At 36.6% G+C, this 15743-nt stretch carries 10 protein-coding genes; 6 read left to right on the top strand and 4 right to left on the bottom strand.

The window, feature by feature from the left end:
- Positions 1–19: 19 nt before the first annotated feature.
- Positions 20–1108 (bottom strand): prolyl-tRNA synthetase, encoded by a 1089-nt coding sequence (locus KI430_RS01640; RefSeq protein ID WP_248876556.1) that lies wholly within the window; start codon positions 1106–1108, stop codon positions 20–22.
- 148 nt (positions 1109–1256) lie between these two features.
- On the opposite strand from KI430_RS01640, the gene proS reads away from it, so the two are divergent.
- The 3 genes from proS to KI430_RS01655 all read left to right on the top strand — a co-directional run bounded on the left by proS (position 1257) and on the right by KI430_RS01655 (position 5691).
- Positions 1257–2732 carry a proline--tRNA ligase gene (proS, locus tag KI430_RS01645; protein WP_248876557.1) on the top strand — a complete coding sequence of 492 codons (1476 nt, stop codon included), beginning with the start codon at positions 1257–1259 and terminating at the stop codon, positions 2730–2732.
- 183 nt (positions 2733–2915) lie between these two features.
- Entirely contained in the window at positions 2916–4241 is a 1326-nt protein-coding gene (locus tag KI430_RS01650) for an OmpA family protein (RefSeq protein ID WP_248876558.1), read from the top strand.
- 115 nt (positions 4242–4356) lie between these two features.
- Positions 4357–5691, top strand: coding sequence for an Nramp family divalent metal transporter (locus tag KI430_RS01655; protein WP_074233534.1), 1335 nt, complete (start codon positions 4357–4359; stop codon positions 5689–5691).
- A gap of 166 nt (positions 5692–5857) precedes the next feature.
- Here KI430_RS01655 and fsa read toward each other — a convergent pair whose 3' ends face one another.
- The 3 genes from fsa to gyrA form a co-directional block, all read right to left on the bottom strand.
- Positions 5858–6511, bottom strand: a complete 654-nt coding sequence (gene fsa, locus KI430_RS01660; protein ID WP_074233535.1) for a fructose-6-phosphate aldolase — start codon at positions 6509–6511, stop codon at positions 5858–5860.
- A gap of 88 nt (positions 6512–6599) precedes the next feature.
- Positions 6600–7976 (bottom strand): tetratricopeptide repeat protein, encoded by a 1377-nt coding sequence (locus KI430_RS01665; RefSeq protein ID WP_248876559.1) that lies wholly within the window; start codon positions 7974–7976, stop codon positions 6600–6602.
- Between the two features lie 17 nt (positions 7977–7993).
- A complete protein-coding gene (gyrA, locus tag KI430_RS01670) occupies positions 7994–10615 on the bottom strand; it encodes a DNA gyrase subunit A (RefSeq protein ID WP_248876560.1) in 2622 nt (873 codons plus the stop codon).
- Positions 10616–10762: 147 nt separating this feature from the next.
- Between gyrA and KI430_RS01675 the strand changes: the two genes are divergently transcribed.
- From KI430_RS01675 to KI430_RS01685, 3 genes are all read left to right on the top strand, one after another.
- Entirely contained in the window at positions 10763–11077 is a 315-nt protein-coding gene (locus tag KI430_RS01675) for a DUF4286 family protein (RefSeq protein WP_248876561.1), read from the top strand.
- Positions 11078–11118: 41 nt separating this feature from the next.
- Entirely contained in the window at positions 11119–12756 is a 1638-nt protein-coding gene (locus tag KI430_RS01680) for an ABC1 kinase family protein (protein WP_248876562.1), read from the top strand.
- Between the two features lie 306 nt (positions 12757–13062).
- Positions 13063–15324 carry a polyribonucleotide nucleotidyltransferase gene (locus tag KI430_RS01685; protein ID WP_248876563.1) on the top strand — a complete coding sequence of 754 codons (2262 nt, stop codon included), beginning with the start codon at positions 13063–13065 and terminating at the stop codon, positions 15322–15324.
- Positions 15325–15743 lie beyond the last annotated feature (419 nt).

The following is a 15743-nucleotide window of genomic DNA, read 5'->3' on the forward strand; positions in this document are numbered from 1 at the left end:
ATGTTTTTAGAATTTACAATTATCTTCTTCCGCCACCGCCGGATCTCATTCCACCGCCGCCACCAGATGAACCACCAGATCTAAATCCACCGCCAGAATTGAAACCGCCGGAATTACTTCCAGATCTTGATGGGGCTGTATAACTATCATTTCTGAAACCTCCATTATTTTGAGTTCTTATATTTCCGTTGTTAGGATAACTTGGAGAAGTTCTTACGCCGCCATTGTTAGGATAAGTGTTTCGTACGTTACCATTGTTTGGATATGTGTTTCTAGTGCCGCCGTTATTTGGAAATTGTCTGATGTTACCGTTGTTCTGGTTTCTTATATTTCCATTATTGATTCCTCTGATGCCGTTACTATTTCTAATGTTGCCATCATTTCTAATAATTCTATTATTATTAGCAGTAATCATCTGTGATGTTCTTGAAGAATTAATACCACGGAAACCATTTGTTCTGTTGTTGGTAGAAATCATTCCACCTAGTCTACCGTTAGAACCTGATCTGATGTATGCCGGTCTGTAGTAATTTCCATAAGGATAATATCCTCCGTAGTAACCGCCCCAGCCATAGCCCCAGAATGGATCATAGAAACCTCCTCCCCAGCCCCAAGGTGAGTAGAATGAGCTTCCCCATCCCCAGCCAAAGCCCATTCCCCAACCGAAAGAATTGAATCCCCAACCGTAGTTAGGATAGCCCCAGCCAAAACCGCCCCAGCCACCATAGCCATAGCCCATTCCCCAGCCACCATAGCCCCAATTATTAAAGCTGGAATAGTTGGTTTCTGTTCCTGTAAAATTGCCCCAGTCAGAATCGGATGTTAGAGCGTAACGGTTATTTTGATCTTGGATGTTTTGCTGGTTGTTATCATAGATGCTTGGATAAGTATCCTGATAGTTATAATAATCATCAACTTGATTACCATAATTGCCTGTATAAGACCCAGCAGGCAAAGAATCTTTGTTCGGGTCGTAATAAACACCATCTGTTTCTGAGTAACCTCCAGTATAAATAACACAAGAAGTCAAAAGAAAACTGCTGGAAATCAATATCAAACATTTTGATTTGATGAAATTGAATAAGCTTTTATTGTTGAAATTTTTCATTTTATGAGATGTATTAAGTTTCATATATTTGCATTTCTTAAAAGAGACCAAAATTTATACCATTTAATATTAATAAATACGTGTAAAATTAGGCTTTTTATTTAGATTATAAATAGTTAAAAAAGTTAAAAATCATATCAAAAAATTTATGGCAAAGTTAACATCAAGAGCAGAAGATTATAGCAAATGGTATAATGAACTGGTTGTCAAAGCAGATTTAGCAGAGAATTCAGGCGTTAGAGGATGTATGGTTATCAAGCCCTATGGTTATGCAATTTGGGAAAAAATGCGTGACGAGATGGACAGAAAATTCAAAGAAACCGGACATCAGAATGCTTACTTTCCTCTTTTTGTTCCCAAAAGCCTTTTTGAAGCTGAAGAAAAAAATGCTGAAGGTTTTGCCAAAGAATGTGCTGTGGTTACCCATTACAGATTAAAAACTGATCCAAATAATCCTGGGAAATTAATTGTTGACCCAGACGCAAAACTGGAAGAGGAATTGATTGTTCGTCCTACTTCTGAAGCGATTATCTGGAATACTTATAAAAACTGGGTTCAGTCTTACAGAGATTTGCCGATTTTGATTAACCAATGGGCGAATGTCGTAAGATGGGAGATGAGAACCAGATTATTCCTTAGAACTGCTGAGTTCCTTTGGCAGGAAGGGCATACAGCTCACGCTACAAAAGAGGAAGCTATAGAAGAGACTGAAAAAATGCTTGAGGTTTACGCAAAATTCGCTGAAGAATTTATGGCAATTCCGGTAATAAGAGGAATCAAAACACCTTCAGAAAGATTTGCCGGAGCAGATGAAACTTATTGTATCGAAGCTATGATGCAGGATGGAAAAGCTTTGCAGGCTGGAACTTCGCATTTCTTAGGTCAGAATTTTGGGAAAGCTTTTGATGTGAAATTCACAACCAGAGAAGGAAAAATAGAACACGCTTGGGGAACTTCTTGGGGAACTTCTACAAGATTGATGGGCGCTTTGATTATGACACATTCTGATGATTTAGGTTTGGTTTTGCCTCCAACTTTGGCACCTATTCAGGTTGTGATTGTTCCAATTTTCAAAGGAGAAGAGCAATTAGCCCAAATCAGTGATGTTGCTTTGGATATTCAGGCTAAGTTGAGAGCAAAAGGAATTTCAGTGAAGTTTGATAATGATACGCAAAACAAACCAGGTTGGAAATTTGCTGAATATGAATTGAAAGGTGTTCCGTTGAGAATCGCAATGGGACCAAGAGATTTGGAAAACAGAACTGTTGAATTGGCTAGACGTGATAATTTGACCAAAGAATCGGTTTCGATTGATGGATTGGAAAACTATATCGAGGAATTACTAAAAACAATTCAAAATGATATTTATACCAAAGCTTTAACTTACAGAGAAGAAAATATCACGAAAGTTGATTCTTACGAAGAGTTCAAACAAGTTTTGGAAGAAAAAGGTGGTTTCATTTTAGCACATTGGGATGGAACAGAAGAGGAAGAAGAGCAAATCAAGCAAGAGACAAAAGCAACAATTAGATGTATTCCTTTGAATAATGAGCAGGAAGATGGAGTTTCTTTAATATCTGGAAAACCTTCTAAGCAAAGAGTTGTATTTGCAAAAGCCTATTAATTCTCAAAAAATATTATAATAAGAACCGAAGATTATTCTTCGGTTTTTTTGTTTTTTAATTATGAATCTAATCAAAAAGTTAAATCAGAAATAGTTAAAGTTTTATTAAAATTACGAACACCCAAAATTTGTGGATTAAAATTTGGTAACATTACATCACATCAAACATTAAAATAAACTACTATGTCAATCAACTTAATCGATCTTATCAAAGGTCAGCTGGGACCGGCAACAGTTTCCCAAACAGCAACTCAACTAGGAGAAAGTGAGTCCGGTATTTCAAAAGCAATTTCTGCGTTATTGCCTGCCGTGGTAGGTGGTTTTGCTAATAGTAATGCACAGTCTGAACTTTTTTCGACTGTAAAAGAAGCGGCTTCTTCAGGTGTGCTGTCCAATTTATTAGGAAATCTGAATGGAAGCGATTCTGCAATTTCAAAAATTCTATCTCTGATATTCGGTGACGGAGATAAGTTAGCCGCAATCACAAATTCTGTGTCCAATTATGCAGGAATCAGTAACGATTCTACAAGCTCTCTATTAAGTCTTGTTACTGGAGCTACAGCGGGAACGCTTGGAAAATACGCATTGGATAATAATACCGATGCGTTTTCTTTTGGTAATCTTCTTAGCGAACAAAAAAATAATCTATCAGCACTTTTACCTGCTGGATTTAGTTTTGCAAGTTTAGGTTTGGGGAATTGGTTTGGTAGTGTAGATGCTGAACCTGTAAACGTAGTTCCGGAACCAATGCAGACACCAATTGCTGATGTGAATCCTGTAACGCCAGTCACGGAAAAACCTGTAGTAACAGAAACGCCGCAAGTGGAAGTTACAAGAAGTGGAACAACGCACGATATTGTTGGGAATAACGATTCTGGAGGAAGTATCTGGAAATGGTTGTTACCATTATTATTGTTATTGCTTTTAGGATGGTTTTTCTGGAAACAATGTGATAAAAAGGCTGAGCCCGCACCAGTTGCTATGACAGATTCCACAACAGTAGTTACCGATTCTACAAATGCAGTAGGTGATACGGTTTCTACGACTAGAGAAACTTTGGTTGTGACTTTGCCAAGTGGTAAAACTTTACAAGCATATAAAGGCGGAATCGAAGATCAAATTGTAACTTTCCTGAAGTCTGACGAATATAAAAACTCAACAGAAGCACAATTGAAAGACAAGTGGTTCAATTTTGATAATCTGAATTTCGAATTTGGAAAAGCAGTTTTGACACCAGAATCCCAAGTTCAATTGGATAACTTGAAAATGATTTTAGCCGAGTTTCCTGATGCTAAAATCAAAATTGGAGCTTACACCGATAAAAAAGGTGACGAGGCGGTGAACCTAAAATTATCTGGTGAAAGAGCAGGTGTTGTAAAATCGGCGATCAATTCTAAACAAGTTTTGGAAGCGGAAGGATATGGTTCTAAGTTTGCCAAAGTTCCGGCAGAAGCTTCTGACAAAGAAAGAGAGTCTGACAGAAAAACAGCTGTGAGATTTACAAAGTAAAATATAATTTCGAATTAATAAAAACTGTCAAATTCTGGCAGTTTTTTTATTGTCTTATTGTAAGTTAAGAAAAGTATTATTAAATTTGTTAGTCTAATCTAACAATAGAAATTAATTGAATCAAAATAATAACAACAACGCTTGGAGAAAGGAGAGAAGTTCCAATTCACTTCAAGAGGTTTTCGCCAGCGTCAATATTCCCAAAGATGGGAGTTTTAAGAAAAAACTAATGGCTTATATGGGACCGGGATTACTGGTCGCAGTTGGTTACATGGACCCTGGGAATTGGGCTACAGATATTGCGGGAGGTGCGCAGTTTGGTTACACTTTACTTTCAGTCATTCTTATTTCTAATCTTTTTGCGATAGTTCTTCAATATTTATCTGTGAAATTAGGAGTTGTTGCGGAACGCGATTTGGCGCAGGCCTGTAAAGACCATTTTCATCCGGTAGTTAATTTTATACTGTGGATATTTTGTGAGATTGCGATTGCAGCTTGTGATTTGGCTGAAGTTATCGGTTCAGCAATTGCATTGAATTTGTTATTCGGAATTCCTTTGAGCGTTGGGGTTGTCATTACTGTGATTGATGTTTTTCTGATTTTATTCCTGCAATCGCGAGGTTTCCGGTATATAGAAAGTATTGTTGGCGGTTTGATATTCATCATTTTTGCATCTTTCTTATATGAGATAGTTTTGAGCAAACCGGAGATTTTACCAATGTTGGAAGGATTGATTCCCAAGAAAGAGATTGTAACAAACCCATCAATGCTTTATATTGCTATCGGGATTTTGGGTGCTACTGTAATGCCACATAACCTTTATCTTCATAGTAGTATTGTTCAAACCAGAAACTATCCGCGTACTACTGAGGGTAAGAAAGAAGCCTTGAAATTTGCCGGACTAGATAGTAGTTTTTCTCTGATGTTGGCCTTTTTTATTAACGCTGCTATTTTAATTATTTCGGCTGCTACTTTTCACACAACGGGTAATAAAGACGTAGCAGATATCAATGATGCTTATATGTTACTGACACCACTTCTTGGAACAACTTTGGCAAGTATATTTTTTGGGATAGCATTATTGGCTTCAGGACAAAATTCAACATTAACAGGAACACTTGCAGGACAAATCGTAATGGAAGGTTTTCTTAATATAAGACTGAAGCCTTGGGTAAGACGATTGATTACAAGATTGATTGCGATAGTTCCGGCTTTGATTATTTCTATCAAATATGGTGAGCGAGGAACGGCTGATTTATTGGTTTTCAGTCAGGTTATTTTATCGATGCAACTGAGTTTTGCTGTGGTTCCTTTGGTAATGTTTACCGGAAGTAAGGCTAAAATGGGCGAATTTGTTAATAAGCCTTGGTTGAAGATTGTAGCTTACATCATCAGTGCAATCATCATCGTTCTGAATCTTTATCTTTTGAAGGAGACTATATTTCCTTAAGTTATAAAAATAAAACCGAATCCTGAGATTCGGTTTTTTGTATGTTGATTTTGGAAAATCAGTGTTGTTTTGTGCGCAGCGCACCCCGACCTGAGCGGAGCTCTTTTTATTTTTTTATGAAAAAATAAAAAAGCGAGAGCGGAGGGCGGATAAGGTGCCCCAATAATTATCCTAATTTCTTAGAATCTGCCACGAATTGTGCTAACCCAGAATCTGTAAGCGGGTGCTTCAACAAGCTAAGAATCGGTGCCAATGGAGATGTAATCACATCTGCGCCAATCTTTGCACAATTGATGATGTGCATAGGACTTCTGATAGATGCTGCTAATATTTCTGTTTCGAAATAATAGTTATCGTAAATCGTTCTGATTTCCTCAATAAGATTAAGTCCATCTACAGAAATATCATCCAATCTTCCCAAGAAAGGAGAAACGTAAGTTGCGCCAGCTTTTGCAGCCAATAATGCCTGACCTGCTGAGAAAATTAATGTGCAATTGGTTTTGATGCCTTTATCAGAAAAATATTTAAGAGCTTTTACGCCGTCTTTAATCATTGGGATTTTCACTACGATTCTCTCGTGAAGTGCCGCCAACTCATCTCCTTCCTTAATCATTTCTTCGTAAGTTGTCGAAAGAACTTCTGCAGAAACGTCGCCATCTGCAATGTTGCAAATATCGATATAATGCTGGTTGATTGCTTCTTTTCCGGAGATTCCTTCTTTTGCCATTAGCGAAGGATTGGTAGTAACGCCATCCAGAATCCCCAAATCTTGTGCTTCTCTGATTTGGTCTAAATTGGCTGTATCAATAAAAAATTTCATATATAGGTTTTTATAAAATTGTTTTGTAAATATAGGTATTTAAATAGCATTGTGGAAATAAAAAAGAAGCCAAAAGGCTTCTTTTAAGTTATTTCATTCCAGCTTCTTTTGCTTTGAACTCGTTGTACTTTGCAGTGTTTTGAGTGGTCATATACATTCCTTTTAGGAGTGTTACAACTTCTTTGTTATTAGGCTCATTAGCATAAAGTTTTTCAGCATAAGGTAAAGCTTTTTGGAATCTTGCTCTTCTTTGCTCCAGAACTTTATTAGCTTCATCTATTTTCCCGGCTTTTTTCAAATCTCTGTATTGATTGATTGCGGCCTCATCTTCTCCTAAAATTGCAAAAACTAAGTTGTTAAGTGCATTAGGGAATTTAGAATCAATCTCTACTAATTTTTTGAAAGTAGCTTCAGCTTCAGCTTGTTTTGCCGGATCTTTACTTAGCATAACACCAAGGTTATAAAGACTTTCTTTATCGTTTGGATTAGCAGTAATTTTTGCTTTCAGGTTATTCACAAACTCATCTGTTTTTCCTGATTTGAAGTAAGAATTGCTTTGAACCTGACCTAAAGATTGATTTTTAGGGAATTTCTTTAAACCTTCCTCTGCAACTTTTCCAGCTTCCTCATATTTCTGCTGATCGAAAAGTAATGAAGCAGTTACTTCATAAAGTTCTTCTTGCTTGCTTGGTGTTTTCTCAATTTTGAAATCTGTATAACCAGCATTTGCTTTTTTATAAAGGTCAAAAGCTGCTTTGTCTAAAGTTTCTACTTGTCCAGATTTGGTATTTTTTGCTGTATAAACAGTTTCTTCTCCCGTATAATTGGATTTAATTAAAGATTGAAGAATATCTGTTGATTGTGCCTTTTTATCAGGAGTTTGAGCATAAGCTACACCAGCATAATATAGGAAATTTTTATTATCCTGACCTGCCGCTTTGAACAGGTAATAAGTCTCAGCGAACTTTGCACCAGCAACATCAAACTTTTTGTTGTTATAGTTGGTTGTTGCTTCTTCATTTGCTTTTCTTAAAAGCGGATCAATTGCTCCTCTTAATTTTTCCGTCAAAGAAGGCGAATATTTTTCCTCTTTCAAAGAAAGACCACTTCCAGACTTATCAGCAGCTTCTTTTCCAACAAAATACACTTTATTCTTTTCTGCATCTTTTCCAGAATAAATTGTTTCATTACCTAAAGTTGCAATTTTAGCAAGATATTCTGCGCCTTCAATATTTTTTCCAGCTTTCAAAAGAGACAATCCTTTTGCGTAGTAATATTGCTCAAGAACAGAAGGTTCCAACAAATAAGTTTTGTCACCAAAAATACCTTCCGCCTTTGAAATTTCAGTATTTGCAGTTGTAAGATCTCCTGAATCAACTGCTTTTACAGCATTAGCGATTTCTTTTTTCTGAGCATTCATCAATGCTACAGATAGAACTGCTAGACTTAAAATTAATCTTTTCATATTAAACTTTTAATTTTTTATTCGTTATCTTCTGATTCCTCAGTGTTTTCTGGCGCTTCGTCAGTCGTATTGTTTACTTCTTCTGATTCACCGATATTTAATTGGCTGTCTCCAGTTTGCTCTTCTGCTGTGAATTCTGGATTATTGCTGTCGTTCTCGACTCCTTCTTCGTTTTCTTCCTCTACATCTCTGTCCATTTCTACTTTAGCAATAGCTGCAATTTCGTCTTTAGTTTTTAGGTTAATAACTTTCACACCTTGTGTATTTCTACCCATCACACGCATCTCGTTCATATTCATTCGTATGGCGACACCGGATTTGTTGATAATCATCAATCCATCTTCATCTGTTACACTTTGGATGGCGATTAGATTACCTGTTTTTTCGGTAATGTTAAGTGTGATAACACCTTTTCCACCACGGTTGGTGATACGGTAATCTTCTACAGCCGTTCTCTTTCCGTAACCTCTTTCAGAAACCACCAAAACAGTATCATTTTCCAAATCGTTAACAACAATCATTCCGATAACTTCGTCATTATCTTCAAGGGAAATTCCTCGCACACCAATAGATCCTCTGCCGACAGCTCTTGCTTTTTCTTCTGGGAAACGGATACATTTTCCGTTTTTGGTAGCGATCATAATCTGAGAATTTCCGTCCGTTAATTTTGCTCCCAATAATTGGTCATTATCACGGATTTCAATAGCATTTACACCATTGGTTCTTGGTCTGGAGTAAGCTTCCAAAGATGTTTTCTTGATGGTTCCGTTTTTGGTAATCATCACAACATTCATTTGGTTGATGTATTCCTGGTTTTTAAGATCTTTGGTTCTGATGTAAGCTTTAATCTTATCATCAGGTTCGATGTTGATCAAATTCTGAACAGCTCTACCTTTTGCAGTTTTAGATCCTTCCGGAACTTCGAAAACTCTTAGCCAGAAACATTTTCCTTTTTCTGTGAAGAATAGTAGATATTCGTGGTTAGTTGCTGTTACTATGTATTCTAAGAAATCTTCATCTCTTGTCGTTGCCGCTCTATTTCCAACGCCACCTCTGGATTGTACTTTATATTCAGAAAGAAGTGTTCTTTTGATATATCCTGCGTGAGAAATAGTCAAAACAACTTTTTCATCTGGGATAATATCTTCGATAGACATTTCTCCTCCAGAATAATCAATTTCTGAACGTCTCGCGTCACCGTATTTTTCTTTGATTTCAAGAAGTTCATCTTTGATGATTTGGTAACGTCTTGGCTCATTAGATAGAATATCTTCCAAATCTTTAATCAAAGCCATTATCTCTTCGTACTCAGCACGGATTTTATCCAATTCCATACCGGTAAGACGAGCTAAACGAAGATCTAGAATAGCTTGAGCTTGGATTTCAGAAAGTTCAAATTCAGAAATCAAACCTTCTTTGGCAGCAGCTGGATTCTCACTATGACGAATGATTGCAATCGCTCTATCCAAAGAATCCTGAGTTCCGATAACCTTCATAAAGCCTTCAAGAATATGAGCTCTTTCTTTGGCTTTTTTAAGTTCATATTCAGTTCTTCTAACGATTACTTCGTGACGGTGATCCACAAAATGAAGAATCAAATCTTTAACATTCAACTGTAAAGGTCTTCCTTTAACTAAAGCAATGTTATTAACTGAAAATGAAGTTTGTAGAGAAGTGTATTTGTATAAAAGGTTTAATACAACATTTGGAATGGCGTCATTCTTTAATTCATAAACAACTCTAAGTCCGGTTCTGTCAGATTCGTCACGGATTTCGTAAATTCCAGGAAGTTTATCGTCCTTAACCAACTCAGCAGTTCTGGCGATCATTTCTGCTTTATTTACTTGGTAAGGAACTTCAGTTACGATAATAGCATTTCTGTTTCCGATTTCTTCGAAATTAACTTTTGCTCTTAGAACAATACGTCCTCTTCCCGTGTGGAAAGCATCACGAACTCCATCATAACCATATATAATCCCACCAGTCGGGAAATCAGGAGCGATGATATGTTTCATCAACTCATCAATGGTAATTTCTTTATTATCGATATATGCACAAATGGCATCAATACTTTCAGATAAATTGTGTGGCGCCATATTCGTCGCCATACCAACTGCAATACCAGAAGTTCCGTTGACCAAAAGGTTTGGAACTTTTGTAGGAAGAACAGTAGGTTCTTGCAAAGAGTCGTCAAAGTTATTCTGAAAATCAACAGTATCTTTATCAAGGTCGGCAAGAATTTCATCAGAGATTTTCTTAAGTCTTGCTTCCGTATAACGCATTGCTGCAGGCGGATCTCCATCCATAGAACCGAAGTTACCCTGCCCGTCAACCTGCTCATAACGCAAACTCCAAGGTTGTGCCATTCTTACCATTGCATCGTAAACCGAGCTGTCTCCGTGTGGGTGATATTTACCCAAAACGTCTCCAACAATTCTGGCAGATTTCAAATGTTTTCTGTTGGAAAATACATTCAGACCATACATACCGTAAAGAACACGTCTGTGTACGGGTTTCAAACCATCTCTTACATCTGGCAAAGCTCTTGATACAATTACTGACATCGAGTAATCGATGTAAGAGGTTTTCATCTCGTCAACAATGTTGATCGGTATTAACCTTTCTCCTTCCTTATGCATAAATATTTTTAATTTATTGTAAATCAGAAATTTATTTTAGTTTCTGACCTGTTGAGTTTTTCTGTTTTTTATAACGGGCTAATTTACAAAAAAAAACCGATTTTTGCATTCTGAATTTATCAACATTAATCATAAAAATATAAAAATATGAGCATCCTTAGTATTACATTTCACACCGTTGAAGATAAAATAGAAGAATGGGATTTGTATGTAGAAAATGACTTGCATCAAATGGTTGAGAATCTTATAGATGTTGAAAAATATATTCTGTCCGAAGTTCATTCTGATATGGTAAACGAAGGAAAAAATACCAACCTTTTTCTTTTGTTTGATAATGATGAGATCCGAAACCAGTTTATGGAAAGTGAATTGGTGAATATAGAAGAAAGAATTTTGCAGAAATTCGGGCCAGAAGTGATGGTTTTTCCCACGTTTCTCAATCCAAAAAAGAAAAGATTTTAAAGGGAATAATTTTTGAGGACAATTAAAACTCAATTCAAATTATGTTCGACAAACAACAACGAAAACTTAAACGATCTGCAAAACTAATCTCTGTTTTAAGCAAGTATGGATTCAAAGATTTGATTGCCAGGATGGGCAAAAAGCCAGAAGAAAGTTCTGTAAATGAAATTGTTTCCAAAGGAACGGTTTATGAAAGAATCAGATTGGTTTTGGAAGAGTTGGGACCAACGTTTGTGAAGCTTGGACAGACTTTCAGTAATCGTGAGGATTTGTTGCCGCCGGAATTGATTCAGGAGCTGCAGAAACTTCAGGATCGAGTGGAAGTTGTCGACATGAATGTTGAGGAAATTCTCGAAAATGAATTCAATATTTCGGTGAAAGAACATTTTTCGGAAATCATTTCAAAACCTTTGGCGACAGCGTCTATTGCTCAGGTTTACAAAGCTACTTTAATTTCTGGTGAAGAAGTGATTCTGAAAATCAAAAAGCCTGATGTTCTCAGTGTTATTGAGGATGATTTGCTTCTTATTAAAGATCTAGTAAAGCTAATCTCTACTTATTCTGAAATTGCTTCAAAACTAAATCTGAAACAAGCGATTGCAACCTTCGAAAAGTCTTTGCTGGAAGAGGTTTCTTTGGTTAATGAGCGTAATAATATCAAGCAATTCTCTCTCAATTTTAAAAATAATAAAGAAACTTACGTTCCGATTGTTTATGACGAATTTTCCAAAAATAATGTCCTTTGTATGGAGTTTATTGACGGAATCAAAGTCACAGATAAAGCTGAACTTTTACGCCATAATATTGATCCGGTTAAAATTTCGGAAGTTGGATTAAGGCTTTTTGTTTCTCAGATTTTGGATTACGGATTTTTCCACGCTGATCCTCACGCAGGAAATATTTTGGTGAAAAAAAATGGAAGAGTAGTTTTTATAGATTTTGGTGCAGTTGGAAAAATTCAGCCAAATGATAAGGAGATTTTGGAGAGTCTGATTGTTGCTTTTGTTGCGAAGAATTCTAATAAAATTGTACGTTCTCTCAAGAAAATGGCGGTGAGTTATGAGATTCCGGATGATAGGAAATTTGAAAATGATGTGGATGAAGTTCTGAATTTCGTTCACAGCACTTCTTTAAAAGATATTAATCCGCACATTATCATCAACAAAATGAAAGATGTTCTTAAGGATAATCAGCTTTACATGCCAGATTATTTTTATCTTTTGTTCAAAGGAATTGGTTTGATAGAAGGCGTTGGCAGAACCATTAATCCGGATTTGGATATTGTAAAAAGTCTACATCCTTACACCAAGAAAATATTAACAAAGAAAATCAGTCCGAAAAAACTCCTGAAAAACGGAATGGATAAAGTGATTAATTTCACGGATAATGTAGATGAAATTCCAAAAGAACTTCGTTCTGTTCTGCAAAAACTGGATGATAATAAATTCACGATCTCAAGTGAAATCAAAAATATTGAGAAAACGAATAATCTTATTAAATCTAGCATCATTAATCTGATTTTAGCGATGATTCTTGGAGCGAATATTATTGCAACTGCCATAGTTTTTGTTTCAGAATCAGGTCCAAGGATTGGAGAAATGTCTTTGGTGGCGGTTTTAGGATTTGTGTTTTCTATTTTCCTGGTTATAGTTTTATTATTAAGGATTACAAGAAAGTGATTATGTCATTTGTTAAACACAAAGGCACAATGTTTTTTTTAATTCAAATTAGATTAGGGCACAAAGTACAACTTAGTTAAATAAAAAATCTTTGATTTTCTTCGTGCCTTAGTATAGCTAAGAGCTAACATATTCTTCGTGCCTTTGTGTTTAACTTCGAGCAGATTTATTTTAAAATTTCTTTCTCAGAATCGCTTGTTTTCAACACTTATTTGTAATCCAAATAAATACATTAAATTTGCACCAAATTTTAGACGAAATACATTAATTAAAAGTACTCAATACGGAGTACAACACAAACAATTTATGAGTGCACCTCAAGCAATTACAGAGCTGATTACTCTTGCAGACGGCAGAGAAATCACAATCGAAACAGGGAAGCTGGCAAAACAAGCTGACGGATCTGTTGTAGTAAAAATGGGCGGAACAATGCTTTTAGCAACGGTTGTAGCCAACAAAGAAGCCAATCCTGGTGTAGACTTTTTACCTTTAACAGTTGATTACAGAGAAAAATTCTATGCAGGCGGTAAAATCCCCGGAAACTTTTTCAGAAGAGAAGCCAGACCATCTGATCAGGAAATCCTGACAATGCGTTTGGTTGACAGAGTTTTGAGACCTTTATTCCCTGAAGATTTCCACGCGGAAGTTCAGGTAATGATTTCATTAATTTCTTATGACGGACAGTCGATTCCTGATGATTTAGCAGGTCTTGCGGCGTCTTCAGCGATTGCGATTACTGATATTCCTTTTAATGGGCCAATGTCTGAGGTAAGAGTAGTAAGAATTGATGGTCAGCTTTCAATCAATCCTAAATTCGAAGATCTTAAAAATTCTGACCTTGATATTATGGTTGGAGCAACTAAAGATTCTATCGTAATGGTGGAAGGTGAAATGAAGGAAATCACTGAGGCAGAAATGCTTGAAGCGATCAACTTCGCTCACGCTGAAATCAAAAAACAAGTTGAAGCTCAGGAAAGATTAGCTGAGAAAGTAGGAAAAGCTTTCCCTAAAAGAGAATACAACCACGAAAATCACGATGAAGCCATCCGTGAGAAAGTGTGGAAAGAAACTTACGATAAAGTTTACGAAGTAGCTAAAACTCCTTCTAGTAAAGAAGAAAGAGGAGAAAAGTTCAAAGCGGTGCGTGATGAATTTTTAGCTCAATATGTTGATGATGCAGAAGAACTAGAAAGAGTAACCCCTTTCGTGAAAGTATATTACCACGATGTGGAAAAAGAAGCGATGCGTCAGATGATTTTGAATGACAAAATCCGTCTTGATGGTCGTGATCCTCAAACGATTCGTCCGATCTGGAGCGAAATCGATTATTTACCTGGAGCACACGGTTCTGCGATCTTTACAAGAGGGGAGACTCAGTCTTTAACGGCTGTAACGCTTGGTTCTGTAAAAGACGCAAATATGGTCGACAGTGTAATGGTCAATTATGACGAAAGATTTTTCCTTCATTATAACTTCCCTCCATTCTCAACGGGTGAAGCTCGTCCTTTAAGAGGAACTTCTAGAAGAGAAGTTGGTCACGGAAACCTGGCTCAAAGAGCTTTGGCGAATATGATTCCTGAAGAAAATCCTTATACCATCCGTGTTGTTTCTGATATTTTGGAATCAAACGGTTCGTCTTCTATGGCGACAGTTTGTGCAGGAACTTTAGCATTGATGGATGCGGGTGTTCAGATTCATAAGCCGGTTTCAGGTATTGCAATGGGATTGGTAACTGATGTAAAAACAGGGAAGTTTACAGTACTTTCTGATATTTTAGGAGATGAAGATCACTTAGGTGATATGGACTTCAAAGTAACGGGAACTGCAGACGGAATTACGGCGTGTCAGATGGATATCAAAATCCAGGGGCTTTCTATGGATATTATGGAAAAAGCGCTTCTACAAGCCAGAGAAGGAAGACTTCATATTTTAGATAAAATTACTGAAACTATTGCTGCTCCAAGAGAAGATGTGAAACCTCACGCTCCGAAAATGGTGATGATGGAGATCCCTAAAGATTTCATCGGTGCTGTTATCGGGCCTGGTGGAAAAATCATTCAGCAGATGCAGAAAGATACGGATACCGTTATCGCTATCGAGGAAGTTGGAGAAATCGGAAGAATCGAAATTTCCGGTATCAGCAGAGAGAAAATCAACGAAGCGGTTGCGAAAATCAATGAAATTACTTTTGTACCGGTTGTAGGCGAAGTCTACCAAGGTAAAGTAGTGAAAGTAATGGATTTCGGAGCTTTCGTAGCGATTGCTAAAGGGACTGAAGGATTGCTTCACATCTCAGAAATCGAGTGGGCAAGACTTGATAAAGTTCCTTACAAAGAAGGTGACGAAGTGGAAGTGAAATTTATGGGTTATGATGACCGTAAGAAAATGAAACTTTCAAGAAAAGTTTTGTTGCCAAGACCACCAAGACCTGAAAAGAAAGAAGGTGAGCAAAGAGGTCCAAGACCTGAAGGTCAGAACAGACCGGAAAGACCTGCGAGACCGGAAGGTAAAGTAAATCCTGAAGGGAAAGACCAGCCGGGAGAGCACAAGCCTTTGAACGAAGCTTAAGATTATCTTAATCATATAGAAAACCACCGAAATTCGGTGGTTTTTTTGTGGTTTTTTGTTGAAAATCCTTCGAGAGCATCAGGATGACACCGCTACTTTTAGATTTATATATTGCTTATGACTTAAGAATGTTATTTCAAGTAATGAGAATATACTTTACAGTGACAAGAATATGATTTGCAGTTGGGAAAATATGCTCTAAAGTAATGAGAATATGATTTACAGTAGCGACAATATTTTTCACAGTAGGGGTAATGTGATTTTAAGTAATGACAATATGCTCTGCAATAGTGAGAATATGGTTTGCAGTCATAAGAATATGATTAATAGTTATGGAAATATTAATCTTGTTACAAGCATATAAAAAAACATCCTGACTGGGAATTCATTCAGGATGTATAATGTTATGTTTTGATGCT

Origin of the sequence: Epilithonimonas zeae, assembly GCF_023278365.1 — a bacterium.
Classification (GTDB): Bacteria; Bacteroidota; Bacteroidia; order Flavobacteriales; family Weeksellaceae; genus Epilithonimonas; species Epilithonimonas zeae_A.

Bases quoted from the DNA above. Each gene is read 5' to 3' on its own strand.
- proS (WP_248876557.1), top strand. From the start codon at position 1,257: ATGGCAAAGTTAACATCAAGAGCAGAAGATTATAGCAAATGGTATAAT.
- KI430_RS01640 (WP_248876556.1), bottom strand. From the start codon at position 1,108: ATGAAAAATTTCAACAATAAAAGCTTATTCAATTTCATCAAATCAAAA.
- KI430_RS01685 (WP_248876563.1), top strand. From the start codon at position 13,063: ATGAGTGCACCTCAAGCAATTACAGAGCTGATTACTCTTGCAGACGGC.
- KI430_RS01680 (WP_248876562.1), top strand. From the start codon at position 11,119: ATGTTCGACAAACAACAACGAAAACTTAAACGATCTGCAAAACTAATC.
- KI430_RS01650 (WP_248876558.1), top strand. From the start codon at position 2,916: ATGTCAATCAACTTAATCGATCTTATCAAAGGTCAGCTGGGACCGGCA.
- gyrA (WP_248876560.1), bottom strand. From the start codon at position 10,615: ATGCATAAGGAAGGAGAAAGGTTAATACCGATCAACATTGTTGACGAG.
- KI430_RS01675 (WP_248876561.1), top strand. From the start codon at position 10,763: ATGAGCATCCTTAGTATTACATTTCACACCGTTGAAGATAAAATAGAA.
- fsa (WP_074233535.1), bottom strand. From the start codon at position 6,511: ATGAAATTTTTTATTGATACAGCCAATTTAGACCAAATCAGAGAAGCA.
- KI430_RS01665 (WP_248876559.1), bottom strand. From the start codon at position 7,976: ATGAAAAGATTAATTTTAAGTCTAGCAGTTCTATCTGTAGCATTGATG.